Raw genomic sequence first — 19981 nt, 5'->3', positions numbered from 1 at the left:
TCACCCACCCTGGAGAGTTCTCATGCAGATCGCCGGCAGCACCGCACTGGTGACCGGAGCCAACCGGGGCCTGGGGCGCGCCTTCGCGCTCGCCCTGCTCGAACGGGGCGCGCGCACCGTCTACGCCGGCGTCCGTGACCCCGCCACCGTCACCGACCCGGGCCTCGTACCCGTACCGCTCGACATCACCGATCCCGCGCAGGTCGCCGCCGCCGCCCAGCGCTGCGGCGACACCGCGCTCCTGATCAACAACGCCGGGATCCTGCGCGGCAACTCACTGCTGAGATCCCCCGAACTCGACGGTGCGCGCGCGGAGTTGGACACCAACTACCTCGGGACCCTGACGATGTGCCGCGCCTTCGCGCCGGTACTGGCCCGCAACGGCGGCGGCGCCCTCGTCAACATGCTCTCGGTCCTGTCCTGGCACACGCTGCCGCAGATCGGCTCGTACGGAGTCTCCAAGGCCGCCGCCTGGGCGATGACCAACGCCGTGCGCGAAGAGCTGCGCGCACAGGGCACCTTGGTGGTCGCCACGCACGCGGCCTTCATCGACACCGACATGGCGGCCGGAGTCACCCAGCCCAAGACCAGCCCCGCCGAAGTGGCCCGGCAGACCCTCGACGCCGTGGAGTCCGGGCGGGAGGAGGTCCTCGCCGACGAGATCACCCGCCAGGTGAAGGCGGGGCTCGCGGGAGCCGCGTAGCGGGGGCGGGAGCCGCGAAGGTCCGCCTGGCCGCCCTTGCGAGGGAACAGACCGAGTGAAACCATGACATATATACGTCAGGACCGTCGCACGCCGCCTGGGGCGGCCGGGTAGGTGCGGTATGCCGCTCACCGATACCGAATGGGGACTCGTCACCACATGGGTGCGGGACTATTTTCTTGACACCCCCGATCCCTATACGCCGCTCAGACAGTTCGGATTCCCCCAGGACTTCATCGCCGACCTGCCCCTGACGGCCAAGAGCGGCCAGAATGCGATCGCCGTCGTGCAGGCGTCCAGGAAGGACATCGCCTCCCAGCGGCGCCTCCTCGACGCCCTGCTCAGGCTCGACGACCTGAGCGCGGCGCAGGCCGGCGCCGAGGCGCAGGAATTCAGGGCGAGGCTGCACGAGGACGAGGACGTGCATTTCTCCGCACAGGACCATTTCCTGACCAGCGTGCTCAAGAACGGCACCGAGGTATTCATCGACCGCGGTGATCTGCGCGGCAGTCTGCGGGAATTCGTGCACGACCCGGAAAAGACCGTGCTGGTCGTCGACGGCGATCCGGACAGCGGACGGTCGTACACCTACAACCTGATCCGTCACCTGGGACAGCACTGCGGGTTCCGCCCCGTGCGGATCACGCTGTCGCGTACGTCGAGGGCCGAGAAGGTGATCCAGCGGCTGGCCGAGTTCGTCACCGACCCGCGCACCGGCATTCCGCCGTTGAATCCGACACAGTTGAACGATCCACTGCCGTCGATCGACGACGCCATCCACCGTGTCGTCAGCCGCGCGACCGCCGCGGACGAGCGCTTCTGGCTCGTCCTCGACGAGTGCGACAAGCTCGACATCAACTCCGACGTGTGGGACTGCATCGGCAAACTGGCCCTGGCGATCTACGAGTACGCGCCGGTGCGCCTGGAGACCGCGCCCCGGCTGGTCCTGCTCGGCTATTCGGCGACGATGCGTCAACTGCCCTACGACATCCGCAAGAACGAGTGCCGGGACACGGCCCGGGTCGCCGGTCCCGAGGATCTGCGTGCCTTCTTCGGCCAGTTCTTCGCCGAATCCTCGCCCGCGGTCCCCTCCCGGATCCCCGGTCTTGTGGAGGAGGCGGTCACGGCAGTCCTGTGCGCCGCCGAGGCGCCGGGGGGCCCGGAGGACGAGAGCTATATGCGCAAGGTGTGCACGGCGACGGAGAAGGCGGTACGGGTCCACCGCTCGCTCGCGCCCGGCGAGGACTTCACCACGAGACTGCGGCAGGAGCTGCAGGCGGCGTCCGCGACCGCCTGTGAGCCGGTGCGGGACCTTCGCAGGCTGTACCGGGAGGCCGCCTGTCTGCTCACCCAGTTCGACCCCACGCATCTGCGGCTGCCCGACGAGGTGCCTGCGACAGGGGGCGCGGCGCTGCAACTCGTACACGACTGCACCTCCCTCGGGACGCGCCGCACGACCACCTGGGTGCTGAAGCCGGGCGTACGGGAGACGGCGCTGCGCGGTCTCGACGGCCCGCAGGCCGCCCGGCGCGCCCTGGAAGCCAACCTCGGTCAGATCCCCGAGGGCCCGGGCCCCGAACGCACCGCCCTCGCCCTTCTGTCGGGCACGCCCCCCGACGTGGAGGGACAGAGCGTCGACGAGCTCGCCGACACGCTCCAGGCGGTGCTGTGGCTCTCCCTGGTCCCCGGGATGACGGGCTTGCCGGACGTCGAGCACATCCAGCGGCGCCTGGAGAGGGCGAGGCTGGTGCAACCGCTGGAACGGCTCGTGCGGGGCTCCTTCCAGGGCCGCTCGGACGAACTGGACCAGCTGCGCACCTATGCGGGGCTGCCCGCGGACTCCCCCTCCGCCCGTCTACGGCAGACGAGACACGGGATCATGCGGGCCGTCACCCGCACTCCCGAGCCGCCGCTGGTGATCCACGGCCTCGGCGGGGTCGGCAAGAGCACGCTCCTCGCGAAGTTCCTTCTCGACAGTTTGCGCGATTTCAGGTCCGCATTCCCCTTCGCCTACGTCGACTTCGAGCGGCCGACCCTCTCGATCCACGAGCCGGCCACGCTGATCGCGGAGATCGCGCGGCAGCTCGGCATCCAGTACCCGGACTTCCGGGGCGAGTTCGACGCGGTGGCGGACGAGTGCGAGCTCACGGCCGGAACACAGAGGGTCGAACAGAGCAAGGTGGATGAGCTGTTCGAACTGTCCACCACACGGCCTACCCTGGGCCGGGCGTCGTCGTCCGGGTTCCATGTCCTGGCGAGCGCGCGCGAGACGGATCTCGTGCGGCGGGTGGGCCGGATCCTCGTACGGGCGGTGGCGACGCCCGCCGGTGAGGCGGGGCCGCCCCTGGTGATCGCGGTGGACTCGTTCGAGGAGGCCCAGTACCGCGGCTCCCCGGTGATCGGCCGCATGTGGGCCATCTGGGCCGCGCTCCAAGAGGTCTGCCCCCGGCTGCGGTTCATCGTCTCCGGCCGCGCGCCGGTCGGCCACCCCGCACAGGTCATGGCGCCCCGCACCATCGCCCTCGGCGACCTCGACATGCAGGCCGCCGTCGGGCTGCTGACGTCCTGCGGCGTCGAGGACGCCGAAGTGGCGCGGGCGCTGGCCGAGCGGGTCGGCGGCCATCCGCTCAGTCTGAAACTGGCCGCTCGGGCGGCGGTACTCGCCGGCGGCGAGGCCCGGTCACTGCGCGAACTGGTCGAGAGCCTGCCCGCCCGGCGGCGGTACTTCTACCGCAAGGTCGATCAGATGCTCGTCCAGGGGACGCTCTACGAGCGGATCCTGCAGCACATCCCGAACCGCGACGTCCGTGAACTGGCCCAGGCGGGCATGGCGCTGCGGACCATCACCCCCGACCTGATCGCGGAGGTCCTCGCCGAGCCCTGCGGGCTGGCACCGCTCTCCCCCGACGACGCCCGCCGTCTCTTCGGGCTGCTGTCCCGCCTCGACCTCGTGGAACCGGCCGGGCCGCAGGCCGTACGCCACCGCTCCGACCTGCGCGCCATCATGCTGCGCCTGGCCGAGCAGGACCGTACCGATGTGATGCGGAGGGTCGGGCAGCGCGCCGTGGCCTACTACGCCGCGCGCGAAGGGCCGGAGAACCGCGCCGAGGAGATCTACCACCGGCTGCGGCTGAACCAGAACCCGCGCGCGGTCGAGGAGCGCTGGACGCCCGGTGTGGAGCGCTATCTCGAGGAGGCCGCCCAGGACATGACGGCGCGCTCGGCGGCCTTCCTCACCGGACATCTGGGCGGGCACACCCCGGACCAGGTCATGGCCGAGGCCGATCAGGAGGACTGGGAGCGGATCGCGGCCCGCGAGGTCGAGGACCTGCTGGCGCAGGGTTTCACCGACGCGGCCGCCGCACGGCTCGCCGAGCGCAGGCCATGGACCCCGGGCAGCCCGCTGCATCCGCTGCTGGTGGAGACGCTGGCCCGGCAGGGGCGGCGCACCGAGGCGCGGACCGTGGCCGAGGAGGCAGTGGACCGCGCGCAGGACGCGGGCCGTCCCGAACTCCAGTTGGAGCTTCTGCTGCTGTCCGCCCGGCTCGCGGAGGAGGGCGGTGACGTCGAGGCCGCCGAGCACGACCTCGTGGAGGCGGAGGACATCGCCACGCACTTGGGGCGCGACTTCGAGGCGATGGGCGCGATGCTGGCCCGCGCCCGGCTCACCGGCGCCTCCGCCGCCGAGGAGAGCGAGGTCGAGGACAGGCTCGCCCGGCGGCTGCGGCACCTGCCGGACGAGGCGCTCGCCCAGCAGCCGGCCCTGGTGCGGGCCGTCACCGCCGAAGTCGGCCGACAGGACCCCGGAGCGCTCGACCACACGCTGAAGGTGGTGGGGCTGCCGACGGACGACGAGAGCGTCCTCGACACCCTCGCGGAGTCGATCCGCCGCACGCTCTCCGACCAACCCCAGCTGCGGGGCGCCCTGTTGAGGATCGTCGACACCGCCCTCGGCTCCGCCGAGCAGCCACGGCCCTCGCAGATCCCGCAGCCGGAACGGCCCGCAGGCCCGGGGCAGAGCGACGGCGCGGGACCGAGTGACGGCGCGGGACCCGACGGGACGTCCTACGCCGACATGGCGGGCATGCTGCGCGAGGCCCGCGAACTCGGCACGCTCGACGAACTCGCCCAGCGGCTGCTGGTCGTACGGGACGGCAGCGGGGAGCTGATCTCCGGGGTGGCCGCCGCGATGGGAGCGGGTACGGCCGTCCACGTACCGACCCTGACCCCGCACCAGGAAGCGCCGGAAGAACCGCATCGGGAAGCGGCCCATGAACCGCCCCCGGAACCGCCCCGGGAACCGCCCGGGCAACCGCAGCCGCCCGCCACGGCCGGAGGAGCCATGCACGACACCTATCTCCCCGCGCAAGAGGTCGTCCGGCTGCGGGACGCCGCCCTGGAGGCCGGTCTGACCGATCCCTCGATACGGCGTCTCCTGCTCGACGGCATCATGCCCAAGTACCGGGGCACGCTGCCCCTGGTCGCGGCCCCCGGGCCGCAGGTCCACTCGGACCTGAACGAGATGAACCACGTGGAGCGGCTCATCGACGGCTCCGTGCCGCTGGAGATCTGGCTGCGCAACGCCGTCGCCCAGACCGCCGAGGCGGGCCCCCTCGCGGTCTTCCAGCATGCCCTGGACCAAGTGGCACGGGACGCGGCCGGCGAGCCGGACATCCCGGCCCCCGCGCTCACCGGGGAGACCAAGGAAGAGATCATCCACCGGGACGACACGGTGCCGTACGAGTTCCTGCGCGGCGGCGAGGAGGCCGGCACGGCGGTCGCCCGCCTCAAGGTGCTGCCGTACCAGTCCGGCGCCCCGCTCCAGCCGAACGGCTTCCCCCACGCGGGAACCGGCTGGCTCATCGCCCCTGACCTGCTCGTCACCAACCACCATGTGGTCAACGCCCGGACCCGCACGACCACCGAACGCCCCACCGTCGACCCCGCGGACCTGCGGCTCCAGGCGCACCACTCCCGCGCGCGCTTCGACTACGGCGCCGACGAGACGGAGACGGAGGAGGCGAGCGCCGGTGAACTCGTCGCCTGGGACGAGGAGCTCGACTACGCGATCCTGCGCCTCGCCCCCGGCGTGCCCCCGCGCCATGTCCTGCGGGTCGCCACCGAGCCCCTGAGGGTGACGAGGGACGAGCCCGTCGCGGTCAACATCATCCAGCACCCGGGCGGTCAGCCCAAGCGCGTCGCCCTGCGCAACAACCTCGTCTACGAGGCCGACGAGCGAGATGTGCGCTACTTCACCGACACCCGGGGCGGCTCCTCCGGTTCGCCCGTCCTCACCGACGACTGGACGGTGGTCGCCCTGCACCGGGGGACGCGGCGCGTCGAGGACGTGAACTTCCAGGGCAGGAGGACCGCGTTCGTCAACGTCGGCACCCAGATGAGCAGCGTGCTGAACCACGTGCGGGAGCACAACCCGGAGCTGTACGCGGAGATCACGGCGGCCCAGTCGGCGCTTTCGCGGGACGGACATCCCGCGGGCCGGCCGGAGGGAATCCAGGAGCGACAACCGGAAAGGCAGCCGGAGGTGGCGTGAGATGTGGAACGGATCACCCGTGGCGACGGGGCCCGGACAGGTCTTCGGTGACCTGCTGGAGGTCGCCGAACGCGTACGCAAGGGTCTGGAGCTGGAGATCTCCGAGTCGGCGCAGGAGCTCCCCGCCGACGCGGCCCCGGCCGGACAGATCTCGCGTTTCGCCCAGGAGGAACGCGCCAGGGTCCTGGAGGCCGGCGTCACCGGACTGGAGAAGCTGGCCGCCGGCCGCGGGGACGCGCTCGACGAGGACGAGTACTTCGGTGTCGAGGCCATCGTCCTTCTCGAGGGCCGTCCCGCGATCCTCGTCCAAGGACAGGACTTCCCCTCGCAGCAGGGCGACTGGTCGGTCCTCGACGGCCGGCGGGCCGGCATCCGGGACTCGATCACCCGCGTGGGCCGGGTGGAGGTCTCCGGGCACCCCGATCTGGACTGGCTGGGAACGGCGTTCCTCGTCGGCCCCGAGGTCGTGATGACCAACCGCCACGTCGCGGCGGAGTTCACCCGTACCGCCGGAGACAGCTGGACGTTCCAGGAGTCCATGACGGCCTGCGTCGACACCGCGGAGGAACTCGGCGCGGCGGAGGCCGACGGGTCGCACACGTACGAGGTCACCGAGGTGATCGGCATCCACCCGGACGTCGACATGGCGCTGCTGCGGGTGGCGCCGGCCCCGGACGGCGAGGCCCTTCCTCCCCCGCTGCCGGTCGCGGCCGAACCGCCGGCCGACGTGGTGGGCCGTCCCGTCTATGTCATCGGATACCCGGCCTGGGACGGCCGCCGCAACGAACCGGAGTCCATGCGGCGGATCTTCATGGACATCTACAACGTGAAGCGCCTCCAGCCGGGCGTGGCGACGGAGCTCGTCCCCGGCCAGTTCACGCTGAAGCACGACTGCTCCACCCTGGGCGGCAACAGCGGGTCCCCGGTCTTCGACCTCGCCGACCACCGCGTCCTCGGCCTGCACTTCGGCGGCAGGTACCGCACGGGCAATTTCGCCGTACCGCTCTGGCAGCTGAAGGACGACCCGCTGCTGACGCGGGCCGACGTCAACTGGGTGTGACCTCGGCGTTGGATGCGACCTCCCAGGGGTGACCTCACCGGGGGCGCCGGCCTCTCAGCGCGGCGGGTGACCTTCGCCGCATTCACCGCCCCGCCGGTTGTGGAGTGACTCGGGGAGCTGATCAAGTACGAGGGCCGTCACCCGCTGCCGCCGCGCTGGAGGTCTGTTGTTCACCGATGAAGAAGGCCCCACCGCCGCAGGCCACCGCGGCGACGCCGAAGGCCACGGGGACGAGAACCGCACGGCCGCGAGCGGCACCGGCGCCGGCGCGGCGGACCACCCGGCCACCGGATACTTCACTTCCGTGGACGACGTCTCCGCCCGCCTCGCCGAGACCGGCTATCTGGCCTCGCCCGCCGTCGCGACGACCGTCTTCCTCGCCGACCGGCTGGGCAAGCCCCTCCTCGTGGAGGGCCCGGCCGGCGTCGGCAAGACCGAGCTCGCCAAGGCCGTCGCCCAGGTCGCGGGGGCACGCCTGATCCGGCTCCAGTGCTACGAGGGGGTCGACGAGTCCCGCGCGCTGTACGAGTGGAACCACGCCAAGCAGCTCCTGCGCATCACCGCGGGCCGGAACGAGTCGTGGGACGACACCCGCACCGACATCTTCAGCGAGGAGTTCCTGCTGCCCCGACCGCTGCTCACCGCGATCCGCGGCGGCGACCCGAAGGTCCTGCTCATCGACGAGACGGACAAGGCGGACGTCGAGGTCGAGGGTCTGCTCCTCGAAGTGCTGAGCGACTTTCAGGTCACCGTGCCCGAGCTGGGCACGATCAGCGCCACGCGCCGCCCCTTCGTGGTCCTCACATCGAACGCCAGCCGGGAGCTGTCCGAGGCGCTGCGCCGCCGCTGCCTGTTCCTCCACATCGGGTTCCCGGAGGAGGAGCTGGAGCGCCGGATCGTCAGGATGAAGGTGCCGGGGCTGAACGAGACGCTCGCCGCGTCCGTGGTGCGGGTGGCGGGCGCGCTGCGGGCGATGGACCTGCGCAAGGTGCCGTCCGTGGCGGAGACCATCGACTGGGCCCGCACGCTTCTCGCCCTCGGCGCGGACACCCTGGACGAGACGCTCGTACGGGACACCCTCGGCGTGGTCCTCAAGCACCAGGAGGACGTGGTGAAGGCTGCCGCGAAGCTGGACCTGGACAGCGTATGAGCGCGCCGGGCGGGGTGTCCGACCGGCTGACCGGGCTCGTCCAGGCGCTGCGGGGCCACGGTCTGCGGATCGGGCCGGGCGAGACGGTGGACGCGGCGCGGGCCCTGGAGGCGCTGGGCTTCGCCGACCGGGAGCGGATGCGCGAGGGCCTCGCCGCCACGCTGCTGCACCACGAGGGTCAGCGGGCGGTCTTCGACCCCGTCTTCGACCTGTACTTTCCGCTCCGCGTCGGCGCCCCGGAGAGCGACGGCCGGACGGAGGCGACCGCTCGGGACGCGGACGTGCGTGCGGGGACGGACGCGGACACGGCGGCGCTGCGGGAGCGGCTGGCGGCCGCGCTCGCCGCCAACGACCAGGCACTGCTGAGCCGGTTGGCGGCCGAGGCCGTGGACAGCCTCGGCGGCTACGGCTCCTCACCGGGCTCGGACGGTTGGTCGTCGCACCAGACTCTCTCCCGACTGCGGCCGCAGACACTGCTCGCACGGGTGCGTGCCACCCTGCGGCAGGGTGCGGACGCGAGCGCGTTCACCGACCGGCTGGTCGACGACGAGATCCGCCGCCGCATCGAAGAATTCCGCGACCGCGTGCGCACCGAGGCGCGCCGTCGGGTCGCCGAACGGCGGGGGACGGAGGAGATCGCGCGCCGCGTCGTCGCGACCACGGCCGACCGGGTCGACTTCCTCCTCGCGGGCCGGGACCAACTCGACGAGTTGCGCAGGGCCGTTCACCCGCTGGCCCGCAAGCTGGCGACGCGCCTCGCGGCCCGCCGCAGACGTGCGGCGAGGGGCCGGATCGACCTCCGTCGCACCCTGCGCGGCTCCCTGTCGACCGGCGGTGTGCCGATGCGACCGGTCCTGCGCCGTCGCCGTCCGGCGCGGCCGGAGCTGGTGCTGCTGTGCGACGTGTCCGGTTCGGTGGCGGGTTTCGCCCAGTTCACGATGCTGCTGGTGCAGGCGCTGCACGACCAGTTCAGCAAGGTGCGGGTGTTCGCCTTCGTCAACCGCGTGGACGAGGTCACGGGCCTGATCTCCCGCGGTGCGGCGGACCCGGCGGGCCTCGGCGAGCGTGTCCTCACGGAGGCGGCCGTGACCGGCTGGCACGGGAGCAGCGACTACGGCACGGCTCTGGGTGAGTTCGCCGAGCGGTACCTCGACGCGGTCGGACCCCGTACGGCCGTCTTCATCCTCGGCGACGCCCGTACGAACATGAGCGACCCGAACCTGCCGGCGCTTCGCCGGATCGCGGACCGGGCCCGCTGGGTGTACTGGCTGAACCCCGAGCAGATGTCCCTGTGGGCGACGGGCGACTCGGCGGCCCTGTCCTACGCGGCGCTGGTCGAGATGCACCCGTGCCGCAACGCCCACCAGCTCAGCACCCTGATTGCCCGACTTCTTCCCGTCTAAGGCTTTCGCCCTACCGCCGGGCTCGCGGACCCGGATACACGAAAGGCCGCCCTCTCGTGGATGAGAGAACGGCCTCCGACCTGCGTTTCCGCACAGTCGGGACGACAGGATTTGAACCTGCGACCCCTTGACCCCCAGTCAAGTGCGCTACCAAGCTGCGCCACGTCCCGTTGCCCGTCTGACCTGGGGATTCCCCTGGCCGCACGCGCATGAGAACAATACCGCACTTCCCCGGGTGGTCACGAATCGCTTTCCCGTCGCGGCCGGGGCGCGAACCCGTTGACGCTTCGTGAGGCATCTCCCACACTGCGTGACGCACGCACCGGAGCGCCTTCCCCCTCGACGATCGGCGCCGGGCCGCCCGCGCGCGCCCCTGCGCGCTCCCCCGCCCGCTCGCGCACGCCTGTCACCCCCCGGAGCGCACCCTCGCGCCGGACAGGCCCTGGGCACGAGGCGTCCGCTCCGGTCGAGAACGGTGCCGAATCGGTCCTGCCGTGCCACCTCGGAGGTACGACTGTGCACCTATGAGGTCTGGAATTGCACCTCCGTGCCATATGCCCGCAAAACCTTTGCCGTTGGCATGTGGCAGAAAGAAGCACTGTGGGAATGCCCTACGCACAGCCCCCACGGGCCACTACCACCGGAAACGAGACGACTACACATCGTCAACGCTTCCACTTTCGGACAAAGCTGGGAACGACGTTGAAGGGCCTCGAAAAGATCAACATCATGAGGTAGTCGGCCCGTTCAGGACGGGACCACTGCCGGTGCACCACCTGCTCGAACAACAGGTCGAGCAGGCGTTTCGCAGGGGAGGGCTCGGATGGACGGTTATTTCGCCAGTCGAATGCATCATCAACTGCGCCAGAATGTCAGGGACTTCGCCGAGAGCGAGGTTCGGCCACGCATTCCCTCGATGGAGGCGGCTCGTTCCGTCCATCGGGAACTCTCCCGGCTGATCGCGCGTCAAGGATGGCTCGGCGCGACGATCAACCGGGATTACGGCGGCATGGGCGCCGGTCACCTCGCCAAGACGATCATCATCGAAGAGCTGTCCCGGGTCAGCGCGGCCATGGGCGCCATGGTGCAGGCGTCGCAGCTCGGAGCCGCCAAGATCGTCCACTTCGGCAGCGAGGAACAGAAGAAGACCTGGCTTCCCGCGATCGCCGAGGGCTCCTGCCTGCCGACCATCGCGGTGACCGAACCCGAGTCGGGCGGCCATGTGCTGGGCATGAGCGCCGAGGCGTTGCGCGACGGCGACAACTACGTTCTCAACGGCCGCAAGGTGTACGTCGGCAACAGCCACATCGGAGATCTGCACGGCGTCGTGGTCCGCACGGGACCCGGTTCCGGGGGCCTCACCGCCTTCCTGGTCGAAGCCGGCACGCCGGGCCTGCGGGTGGGCGCCCAGCAGCCGGCGATGGGGCTGCACGGCTTCGGCTTCGGAGAGCTCGTCTTCGACAACTGCCGTGTGCCCGCAGAGAACCGGCTCGGCGAAGAGGGGGACGGCCTGGCGGTCGCGTACTCCTCCAGCGTGCTCTACGGCCGGGCCAACCTCACCGCCGTGTCGCTGGGGATCCATCAGGCGATCGTGGAGGAGACCACCGCGTTCTGCGCCGAGCGGATCCGGTACGGCAAGCCGCTGTACGAACTGTCGTCCGTCAAGCTCAAGTTGGGACAACTGCAGTCCCGGCTGATGACCGCCCGGCTCGCCGCGTACCACGCGGTGCACCTGCTCGACCAGGGCCTGCCCTGCGACGCCGAGCTGATGAACGCCAAGCTGGTCAACGTGGAGTCGGCGCTCGATTCGGCCCGTAACTCCATGGAGATCCACGCCGGGGCCGGGCTCTTCACCGACCGTCCCATCGAACGGTACCTGCGCGACGCGCACCACATCTTCGCACCGGCGGGGACGTCCGACGTGCAGCTGCTCCGGCTCGCCGAGGTCGCCCTCGGAGCGGCGAAGGGGCAGTGGTCGGAGCGGCTCGCCGATGTGGTGAGGATGGCACCGGCGCTCTAGCGGCCCGGGCCTCGGCGGGACCCGCGCCCGAAGGGGCCACCGCGGGGCCCGGCGGACACGGATGACGCCCCAGGGGTGGGTGTTTCACCCTGGGGCGTCATGGGACGACGGGAAGCGACCGCTTCAGAGACCACCGTCCTCGCGGCGGTGGATCTGCTCCACCAGCTCCGCCGCAAGGGACTTGATGGTCTCCAGGCCGGCCCGCCCCCAGGGACGCGGCTCGGTGTCGACGACACAGATGGTGCCCAGGGCCGTGCCCGTACGGTCGATGAGCGGCGCGCCGAGGTAGGAGCGGATGCCGATCTCGTCGACCACCGGATTGCCGGCGAAACGGGGGTAGTCGCAGACGTCCTCCAGTACGAGGGCCTTGCGGCGCACCACCACATGCGGGCAGTAACCGTGGTCCCGGGCCATGAAGCGGCCTACGTCCGCACCGGCCGCGGCACCGAGGTCGGCGCCGGAGTGCGTGCCCTCGGGTGTGTGCAGCCCGGCGAAGAACTGCCGGTTCTCGTCGATGAAGTTGACCATCGAGTAGGGGGCGGCGGTCACCTCCGCGAGCTTGTGGGCGAATTCGTCGAAAGCCGGGTCGGGACGCTCGCCCAGGCCCAGCTGGCGCAGTCGGCGCACCCGCGCGGGCGCCTCCCGGTCGACGGGTGTGAGCAGCAGGTGACCGGTCGGGTCGTACGTCATGACGGTGCTCCATAGCTCGGCGCCGGGGTCGGGGCCGGGGTGGTGGTGAGCAGATGCTGGACGAGGGTGACCAGGGTCTGGATGCCGGAGCCGGCGATCCGGGCGTCGCAGAGGACGACCGGGACCTCGGGCTTGAGGTCGATCGCGGCGCGGACCTCGTCCGGTTCGTAGTGATAGGAGCCGTCGAACTCGTTGACGGCCACGACGAATCCGATGTCGCGCCGTTCGAAGAAGTCGACGGCGGAGAAGGAGTCCTGGAGGCGGCGCGTGTCGGCGAGGATCACGGCGCCCAGCGCGCCCTCCGACAGCTCGTCCCACATGAACCAGAAGCGTTCCTGGCCGGGTGTGCCGAAAAGATAGAGCACATGCCGGTCGTCCAGGGTGATGCGGCCGAAGTCCATGGCCACCGTGGTCGTGGTCTTGGACTCGACACCCTCGAGACTGTCGGTTCCGACGCTGATCTGGGTGAGCAACTCTTCGGTGCTCAGGGGTTCGATCTCGCTGACGGCCCCGACGAAGGTGGTCTTGCCGACCCCGAAGCCGCCCGCGACGAGGATCTTCAGCGCGGTGGGAAACAGGTCGGTCGCGTGTTCGTCGTGTGGCTGACGAGTGTCGTGATGTGGTTCGTGGTGGTCGTTTCGGCGCTCAGAGCCGTCGTCGTAGGCCATCGAGCACTGCCTCCAGCAAGGAACGGTCGGTGGGGTTGCCGTGGAGGCGGGGCGCCCGTGCGGTGAGCGCCCCGCAGTCCACGAGATCGGAGAGCAGCACCTTGGTGACGACCGCGGGCAGCCGTAAGTGCGCCGAGATCTCCGCGACCGAGGTCGGCCCGTCGCACAGCCCCAGAGCCAGGGTGTGCTCCGGACCGAGCTGGGCCTGCGGCGCCGACCCCGTGGCCATCACCATGGAGAGGAGATCCAACGCGGCCGTCGGCCGGGTCCGGCCGCCGCTCACCGTGTACGGGCGGATCAGCCGGCCGGCCGCGTCGTCGAGCCACGGCCCGTCCTTGGGGGACGGCACGTTCAGCGCCCCCTCGCGCCGGGGGCGGCGGCCGGTTGCCTGGCCGGGGTGATCAGATACGGCCGGACGCTCTTGACCAGCATCGCCATCTCGTAGCCGAGGACGGCGGCATCGGCCTCCCGGCCGGCGAGTACGGCCAGACAGGTGCCGGATCCGGCGGTGGAGACGAAGAGCAGGGTGGAGTCGAGCTCGACCACCACCTGGCGCACCTCTCCGCCGTCGCCGAAGCGCGCACCCGCACTGCGGCCCAGTGAGTACAGGCCCGAGGCCAGCGCGGCCATGTGGTCCGCGCTGTCGGTGTCCATCCCGTGCACCGACTTCACCAGGCCGTCGGAGGAGAGCAGAACCGCGTTGCGGGTGTACGGGACCCGCTGGACCAGGCCGCTGAGCAGCCAGTCGAGATCCGAGGAATGGCCGTTCGGCGCATCGCTCGCCATGGTGCATCTACTCCTTGTGGGAATCGTCGTGTCGCTGCGGTTCGAGTGGTGCTTCGTAGGGGGTGTCCACGCGCGCGGGCTGGGACTCGGCCAGCCCGATGCCGCGCTGGAATGCGGCCATCAGGCCGTGGTCGTGCACCGCGTACTCCTCGTGCCTGCGTGCCACCGGTTCGTCGCGGAGCTGTGGAACGAGATGCTCCTGGGCGCGCCGCTTGGGCAGTTGGGGCCGGCTCATGGTGCCGCGCACGACATCGTCCGCCGGGGGGTACGCCTGGTCCGGAGGCAGGGGCGACGGCGCGCGGTGCATCGGTCCGGCTCCGGGGAGCGCGGACGCCGGGTTCGGCCGGTCGCTCTGCTCACCGCGGACGGGAAGCGGCGCGGGGTACGCACCGCCGTTCACGGGGGCGGGCGGAGCGGGCGGGGCCGCCGGGGGCTCGGCGCGGTGTGGCGCCGCCTGGACGGGTATGCCGGGGGCCGACGTGGTGTACGTCAACGACCGGTGGACCGGTTCGGGGGCGGGTGGCCGCGCCTGTACGTGCGCGGGGGCCGCGTACGCCGGCATGGGAGCGGCTGTGGTGTCGGCGGCCGGTACGGACTGCCCCACCGGCTGCCCCGCGTGCCCGACTTGACCCGCCTGAACCGCTTGGGCCGTCTGAACCGCTTGGGCCGTCTGAACCGCTTGGGCCGTCTGGCCGGTCTGGCCCTCGCCCTGGGCGAGTCCCTCCGGTTCGTCGCCCAGGAGTTCCTGCGGGAGGACGAGGACGGCCTGCACTCCGCCGTAGATGTTCGACTGCAGGCGTACGGCGATCCCATGGCGCCGGGCGAGCGCGGAGACCACGAAGAGCCCGATCCGGCCGTCCTGCAGCAGATGGGCCACATTGACCTGGTCGGGGTCGGTGAGCAGCGCGTTCATCTTGGTCTGCTCGGTGACCGGCATACCGAGGCCGCGGTCCTCGACCTCGACCGCGAGCCCGGCCGTGACGTGCTGGGCCCGGAGCAGCACGGTGGTGTGCGGCGCCGAGAACAGCGTGGCGTTCTCGACCAGTTCGGCGAGCAGGTGGATCACGTCGGCGACGGCGTGCCCGCGAAGGGTGCCGTCGATCGGCGGTACGAGCTTGACCCGGGGGTACTGCTCGACCTCGGCGATGGAGGAGCGCAGCACCTCCGTCATGGTGACGGGACGGGACCACTGGCGCCGTGAGATGGCGCCGCCGAGGACGGCGAGATTCTCGGCGTGCCTGCGGATACGGGTCGCCAGATGGTCCACATGGAAGAGTCCCTTGAGCAGCTCGGGGTCCTCGACGTCGTTCTCCAGCTCGTCGAGCAGCTGGATCTCACGGTGGACGAGCGACTGCAGCCGTCGGGCCAGATTGACGAAGACCTCCACCTTCTGTTCGTTGCCGACACTGCTGGAGAGCCGGGACGCCTGCACCACGGCCGCCACGGCGGCGTCGTGGGAGCGGCTGAGCTCCTGAGCCAGCAGGTCGAACTCGTCTCCGCCGAGCGCGGGCGGCGCGGTCTGGGAGCGGGCCGGCGGCCCCTCTCCCCGGCGGAGCTGTTCGACGACGGTGCGCAGGTCGCTCTGGGCGCGCGCGCTGGAGCGGCGCAGTGCGTGGCACCGGTCCAGGACGGACTTGGCGGCGCGGTCCGCTCCCAGTACGGCGGCGGCCACGCCTGCCACGGCGAGCGCGGCGGAGCCGGTCAGCGCGGCCCACAGGCCCGTCGACGGAGTGGCTCCGGTGGAGCGGATGGTGAAGAGCACGGCTGCCGCGCCACCGAGGGCGACGACGACGGACGGCAGCACCGAGGTGCGCAGGAGTTGGGGGCGTATACGGGCTTCCGGAACGAGCGGCGCGGGCCTCCCCGAGCTGGAGAGGGAACGGGCGCCTGGCCGGCCGTGCCGCCCGCCCTCGCGGCGGTCCGGCCGCGCGACGGGTGCGCGAAGTTGAGACATCAGCGTCCTTGGTACGTGGGCCCCAGGAATCGGCGTCATACGGGTGTTCGGCTTCGGCGCATCGATGGGCCCGGAGCGAGTCCGATGAGCCCACCGTTGATCACCGGACACACACGGTAGTCGCGAACCGTTCATGTGCGGCGGGCAGTTGACAAAGTTGCCCACCAAGCGTCCCGCTCTGGTATGAGGCCTCGTACGACAGAGCGAAAACGCCACGTTGACGCGCTACCGGTCGGCGGGCGCGCGCGGCTTCCCGGTTCGTCCGCCCTCGTCGCGGGCGCTTTCCACCGACGCACCGGCCGAAGCCATGGTGGTCCGGCTGTCACCTGCCGGAACCCGGCCCCTTGCCGGCTCGAGCGCGACTTCGCGCCACGATGGCGCGTCCGGGACCTTCGCGGATGGGCCCGGTGGGCTCACCGGGACGGGGCAGAGCAGTACGGGAGCTGAACCGCGTTCGCGGCGCCCGCCGTCATCCCCGCCGCGCGCCCGCTCCCACCGGCCCGGGGCGCAACGCCGCGCGCCCGCTCAGCGGTTGGGGTCGAGGACCAGTGGATCCTCCTTGGCCGCCGTCCGCGCGTCGACCTCGACCGGCCTCAGCAACACCGGCCGCCCGGCCTCCTCGACCGTCAGCGCCGCGAGCCGGCCGGCGCCGCCGCCGGGTCGGCGCTCGCGAGCCGCCGGCCAGGGTGGCGCGGGTCAGGGTGTCTGCGCCGTCTCCTGGGTGTCCCTGCCCTCGCCGGGTACGGATTCCACGGACGCACCGGCCTCGGACGGGGCGGGCCGGCTGTCACCCGCCGGGGCCCAGCCGCCCGCCGGTTCGTGCGCGATTTCACGCCACCACGGCGCGTCCGGGACCTTCGCGGCGGTGGGCTCGAAAGGCTCACCGGGACGGGGCAGGGCGATCCGGGACCCCGTCTCGGCCGCCGCGGCGACCGTGCCCTCGCCGGGCTCGGCCCACGGGTGCGGCGCCAGATTGAACGTGGCCCAGTGGATGGGCAGCATGACTCCGGTCGGCCTGCCGCCCTGCAGATCCAGGTGGGCCCGCATGCCCTCGGCCGGGGTCATGTGGATGTCGGGCCAGTACTCGCTGTACGCGCCGATCTGGATCATGGTGACGTCGAAGGGACCGTGCGCGGCGCCGATCTCCTGGAAGCCGGGGAAGTATCCGGTGTCGCCGCTGTGGTAGATCCGGTGCTCGGGTCCGGCCACGACCCAGGACGCCCAGAGGGTGTGCTGCTGGTTGCGCAGGCCGCGGCCGCAGAAGTGGCGCGCGGGGGTGGCGGTCAGGCGCAGGCCCGCGGCCTCGGTGGACTCGTTCCAGTCCAGCTCACGCAGACGGGAGGGGGCGACACCCCAGCGCTCCAGATGGGCACCGACGCCGAGCGGCACGGCGAAGACCGTTTCCGTGCCGGCCAGGGCGCGGATGGTGGGCATGTCCAGGTGGTCGTAGTGGTCGTGGGAGATGACGACGACGTCGACCGGGCCGAGGGTGGAGAGCGGTACGGGCACCGGGTGGAGGCGCTGGGGCCCGGCAAAGGAGAAGGGCGAGCAGCGCCTGCCCCAGACCGGGTCGAACAGCACGCGGACGCCGTCGATCTCGGCGAGGACGCTGGAATGCCCCATCCACGTGATCCGCAGGCCCGAGGCCGGAGGCTTCGCCAGTTCGGCGAGCGTGGTGGTGTGCACGGGGATCACGCCGAGGGGCGAGCGCCGCGACCGGGCTTCCTTCTGGAAGTAGATCTTCGCGAATTCGACCGAGGAACCCGACGGCCTGTGGCTGGCGGCCACCGGATTCTGGAAGACCCCGTCGGCGAAGTTCGGCGAGCGGCGGATCCGCTCCATCCGCTCTCCCGTGGGGTCCGCGCCGAAGGCCGCGGACCGCAGCGAGCGAAGCCGGGCACGCAGCGGATGAACAGAGCCAGCGCCGGTCACAGCACCTCCTGGTGTTCGGGGTCGTTCCATTATGGCCGCGGACGCCGCCGGTGGCGTTGTCGCAGGTGAGAGCCGTGTGACAGGGCGGGGGACAGGGAGAGGGAAAACAGTCGGTGATTTTTCGGCCGCGATGTCACATCTGACGGTGCCTCGTCCGTCTCCTCGGTGAAACGTCACCACGCGACACCCAGGGAGGCCCGTCATGGCCCGTATCTCGCTCACCCCGCCCCGCACGCTTTTCTTCCGTGCGATGGAGTGGTACTGCAAGCGGACCTACGGCAAGATCCTCGAACCGGCTCTCGCCCTCAGCCACAACCCGCGCGTCCTCCGCGCGGACCTGCGCTTCGAGCTGGCGGTCGGGAAGTGGAACACGCTGGACGCGGATCTCAAGGCCCTGGCCGTGATGGCGGCGGCCGCCTCGATCGGCTGCAGCTGGTGCATGGACTTCGGGCACTGGGAGAACCAGCGGCGGGGCATGGACGCGCGCAAGCTGCACGAGATCCCGCTCTGGCGCGACAGTGACGCGTACACCCCGCTGGAGCGCGACGTCCTCGAGTACGCGGAGGCGATGACCGCCAACCCTCCGACGGTCGAGGACGCACTCGCCGCGCGGCTGGTGGGAGCGCTGGGCGAGGCCGCGTTCGTGGAGCTGACCGCGATGGTGGCGGTGGAGAACCTGCGCTCGCGGATGAACGCCGCGCTGGGGCTGACGAGCCAGGGCTTCAAGGACCACTGCGAGATCGGCGAGGCCCCCACAAGGGGTGGGGTCGCCGAGGCCGGTGGAACCAGCGCGAACGGTGGGACCAGTGGGACCGGTGGCGTCCCTGAGGCGGCCGGCGCTGGTTCGCACTGAGACTGCCGCGCCCGGGGCGGGCCGTCGCCCGCCCCGGCGACGCGAGCCCGCGCCTGGAGCTCTGGTGGCAGGAGCCCGAGAGCTCCTGAGCCCGGGGGGGTGGCGCGAACCCGAGAGCCTGAGCTCCGGTGGCAGGAGCCCGAGAGCATGGGCTCCGGTGGCTCGAGCCCGAGCGGCCCGAGCCGCCGTGGCGCGAGCCCCGGCGCCCTGCGGCCCGGCGGTCCGCGCCCCGCCGGGCCCCCGAGGTCACAGCGGCAGCAGATCGGGGCGCTTCGGCTCGACGTGGTCGCCGGACGATTCGCCGCGGAGCCTGCGGCCGATCCAGGGCACCAGATACTCGCGCGCCCACTGGATGTCGTCGCGGCGCACTTCGAGGGCACCCCGGGGAGGCAGCGGCGGCCACGGCTGGTCGGGGTCGGCGGGCACCTCGAGGCCCAGGACCTGGCCGGCGCGCAGGGCGACCCGGGTATGGCCCTCGGCCGACAGGTGCAGCCGGTCGTTGTCCCAAGCCCGCCTGTCCTGAATGGACTTGAGGGACCACAGGTCGAGGACGGGGCATCCGTACCGGTCGGCGACGGCACGCACATGGCCGTTGTACGTGGCGATCTTGCCGCGGAGATGACGCAGCAGGGTCACACCGCGTGTGTCGAAACCGGTCGTGACCATCACGGTGCCCACGGCCGAGGTGAGGTCGGCGACGGCGCGCTCGAAGCGTTCGGCGACCTCGTCGGGATCGGTGCCGGGCCGGATGATGTCGTTGCCGCCCGCGCAGAAGGTCACCAGATCGGGGGCGAGTTCCTTCGCCCGGGGGACCTGCTCCTCGACGATCTGGTCGAGGAGGCGTCCGCGTACGGCGAGGTTGGCGTAGCGGAAGCCGTCGTGGTCCTGCTCCGGAAGCCGGTCGGCGAGGAGAACCGCGAGGCGGTCCGCCCAGCCGACGTACATTCCCCCGGGCCCCGGGTCCCCCACCCCTTCGGTAAAGCTGTCGCCGATCGCCGCGTACGAACCGAATACGCCTGTGCCACTGTCTATTGCTCTCGAACGGTCTGCCACGGGACCACATCCTTCCCTTACGGATGTGACCTACGCGACCGTAAGGAGTGGTTGACGGGGCGTGACATATGCCACCGGTCAAGATTCGCCCAAGCCGGAATAGACCGAGGCCCGGCACAGAAGTGCCGGGCCTCGGTACGGGATTCGCGCGGTGCGCC

General features: G+C 71.3%; 14 protein-coding genes and 1 tRNA gene. 7 read left to right on the top strand and 8 right to left on the bottom strand.

What is annotated here, in order from left to right; all coding sequences use genetic code 11:
* Nucleotides 1-22: 22 nt before the first annotated feature.
* The 5 genes from ACZ5VC_RS22415 (at nt 23) to ACZ5VC_RS22395 (ending at nt 9867) form a co-directional block, all read left to right on the top strand.
* The gene (locus ACZ5VC_RS22415; protein WP_469121802.1) at nt 23-703 is read left to right on the top strand and encodes an SDR family oxidoreductase; all 681 of its coding nucleotides are present in this window, start codon (nt 23-25) and stop codon (nt 701-703) included.
* Nucleotides 704-824: 121 nt separating this feature from the next.
* Nucleotides 825-6254 carry a trypsin-like peptidase domain-containing protein gene (locus ACZ5VC_RS22410; protein WP_469121801.1) on the top strand — a complete coding sequence of 1810 codons (5430 nt, stop codon included), beginning with the start codon at nt 825-827 and terminating at the stop codon, nt 6252-6254.
* 1 nt (nt 6255) lies between these two features.
* Complete coding sequence (locus tag ACZ5VC_RS22405) at nt 6256-7314, top strand: trypsin-like serine peptidase (protein WP_469121800.1); 1059 nt, start codon at nt 6256-6258, stop codon at nt 7312-7314.
* Between the two features lie 304 nt (nt 7315-7618).
* Nucleotides 7619-8464, top strand: a complete 846-nt coding sequence (locus ACZ5VC_RS22400) for an AAA family ATPase (RefSeq protein ID WP_469122121.1) — start codon at nt 7619-7621, stop codon at nt 8462-8464.
* Nucleotides 8461-9867 (top strand): vWA domain-containing protein, encoded by a 1407-nt coding sequence (locus ACZ5VC_RS22395; RefSeq protein WP_469121799.1) that lies wholly within the window; start codon nt 8461-8463, stop codon nt 9865-9867. Before ACZ5VC_RS22400 ends, ACZ5VC_RS22395 begins: the two co-directional genes overlap by 4 nt.
* A gap of 96 nt (nt 9868-9963) precedes the next feature.
* On the opposite strand, the gene ACZ5VC_RS22390 is transcribed toward ACZ5VC_RS22395, so the two are convergent.
* Nucleotides 9964-10037 (bottom strand) — tRNA-Pro (locus tag ACZ5VC_RS22390).
* 653 nt (nt 10038-10690) lie between these two features.
* Between ACZ5VC_RS22390 and ACZ5VC_RS22385 the strand changes: the two genes are divergently transcribed.
* Nucleotides 10691-11887, top strand: coding sequence for an acyl-CoA dehydrogenase family protein (locus tag ACZ5VC_RS22385; RefSeq protein ID WP_469121798.1), 1197 nt, complete (start codon nt 10691-10693; stop codon nt 11885-11887).
* Nucleotides 11888-12010: 123 nt separating this feature from the next.
* On the opposite strand, the gene ACZ5VC_RS22380 is transcribed toward ACZ5VC_RS22385, so the two are convergent.
* The 6 genes from ACZ5VC_RS22380 to ACZ5VC_RS22355 all read right to left on the bottom strand — a co-directional run bounded on the left by ACZ5VC_RS22380 (nt 12011) and on the right by ACZ5VC_RS22355 (nt 17917).
* Nucleotides 12011-12577: a GAF domain-containing protein gene (locus tag ACZ5VC_RS22380; RefSeq protein ID WP_469121797.1), complete on the bottom strand. Its 567-nt coding sequence runs from the start codon at nt 12575-12577 to the stop codon at nt 12011-12013.
* Entirely contained in the window at nt 12574-13245 is a 672-nt protein-coding gene (locus ACZ5VC_RS22375; RefSeq protein ID WP_469121796.1) for a GTP-binding protein, read from the bottom strand. The genes ACZ5VC_RS22380 and ACZ5VC_RS22375 overlap by 4 nt, the downstream gene beginning before the upstream one ends.
* Entirely contained in the window at nt 13223-13594 is a 372-nt protein-coding gene (locus ACZ5VC_RS22370) for a DUF742 domain-containing protein (RefSeq protein WP_469121795.1), read from the bottom strand. Before ACZ5VC_RS22370 ends, ACZ5VC_RS22375 begins: the two co-directional genes overlap by 23 nt.
* Before the next feature lie 2 nt (nt 13595-13596).
* Nucleotides 13597-14031: a roadblock/LC7 domain-containing protein gene (locus ACZ5VC_RS22365; RefSeq protein ID WP_469121794.1), complete on the bottom strand. Its 435-nt coding sequence runs from the start codon at nt 14029-14031 to the stop codon at nt 13597-13599.
* A 7-nt stretch (nt 14032-14038) separates the two neighbouring features.
* Nucleotides 14039-15985, bottom strand: a complete 1947-nt coding sequence (locus tag ACZ5VC_RS22360; RefSeq protein WP_469121793.1) for a sensor histidine kinase — start codon at nt 15983-15985, stop codon at nt 14039-14041.
* Between the two features lie 696 nt (nt 15986-16681).
* On the bottom strand, nt 16682-17917 hold the full coding sequence (locus tag ACZ5VC_RS22355) for an MBL fold metallo-hydrolase (protein ID WP_469121792.1): 1236 nt from the start codon (nt 17915-17917) through the stop codon (nt 16682-16684).
* 202 nt (nt 17918-18119) lie between these two features.
* Between ACZ5VC_RS22355 and ACZ5VC_RS22350 the strand changes: the two genes are divergently transcribed.
* The gene (locus tag ACZ5VC_RS22350) at nt 18120-18770 is read left to right on the top strand and encodes a carboxymuconolactone decarboxylase family protein (protein ID WP_469121791.1); all 651 of its coding nucleotides are present in this window, start codon (nt 18120-18122) and stop codon (nt 18768-18770) included.
* Nucleotides 18771-19016: 246 nt separating this feature from the next.
* Here ACZ5VC_RS22350 and ACZ5VC_RS22345 read toward each other — a convergent pair whose 3' ends face one another.
* Nucleotides 19017-19823 carry an SGNH/GDSL hydrolase family protein gene (locus ACZ5VC_RS22345; RefSeq protein WP_469121790.1) on the bottom strand — a complete coding sequence of 269 codons (807 nt, stop codon included), beginning with the start codon at nt 19821-19823 and terminating at the stop codon, nt 19017-19019.
* Between the last annotated feature and the right edge of the window lie 158 nt (nt 19824-19981).

It is taken from the genome of Streptomyces sp. NPDC033174, assembly GCF_055577795.1.
This window is presented reverse-complemented; position numbering and strand designations above follow the sequence as displayed.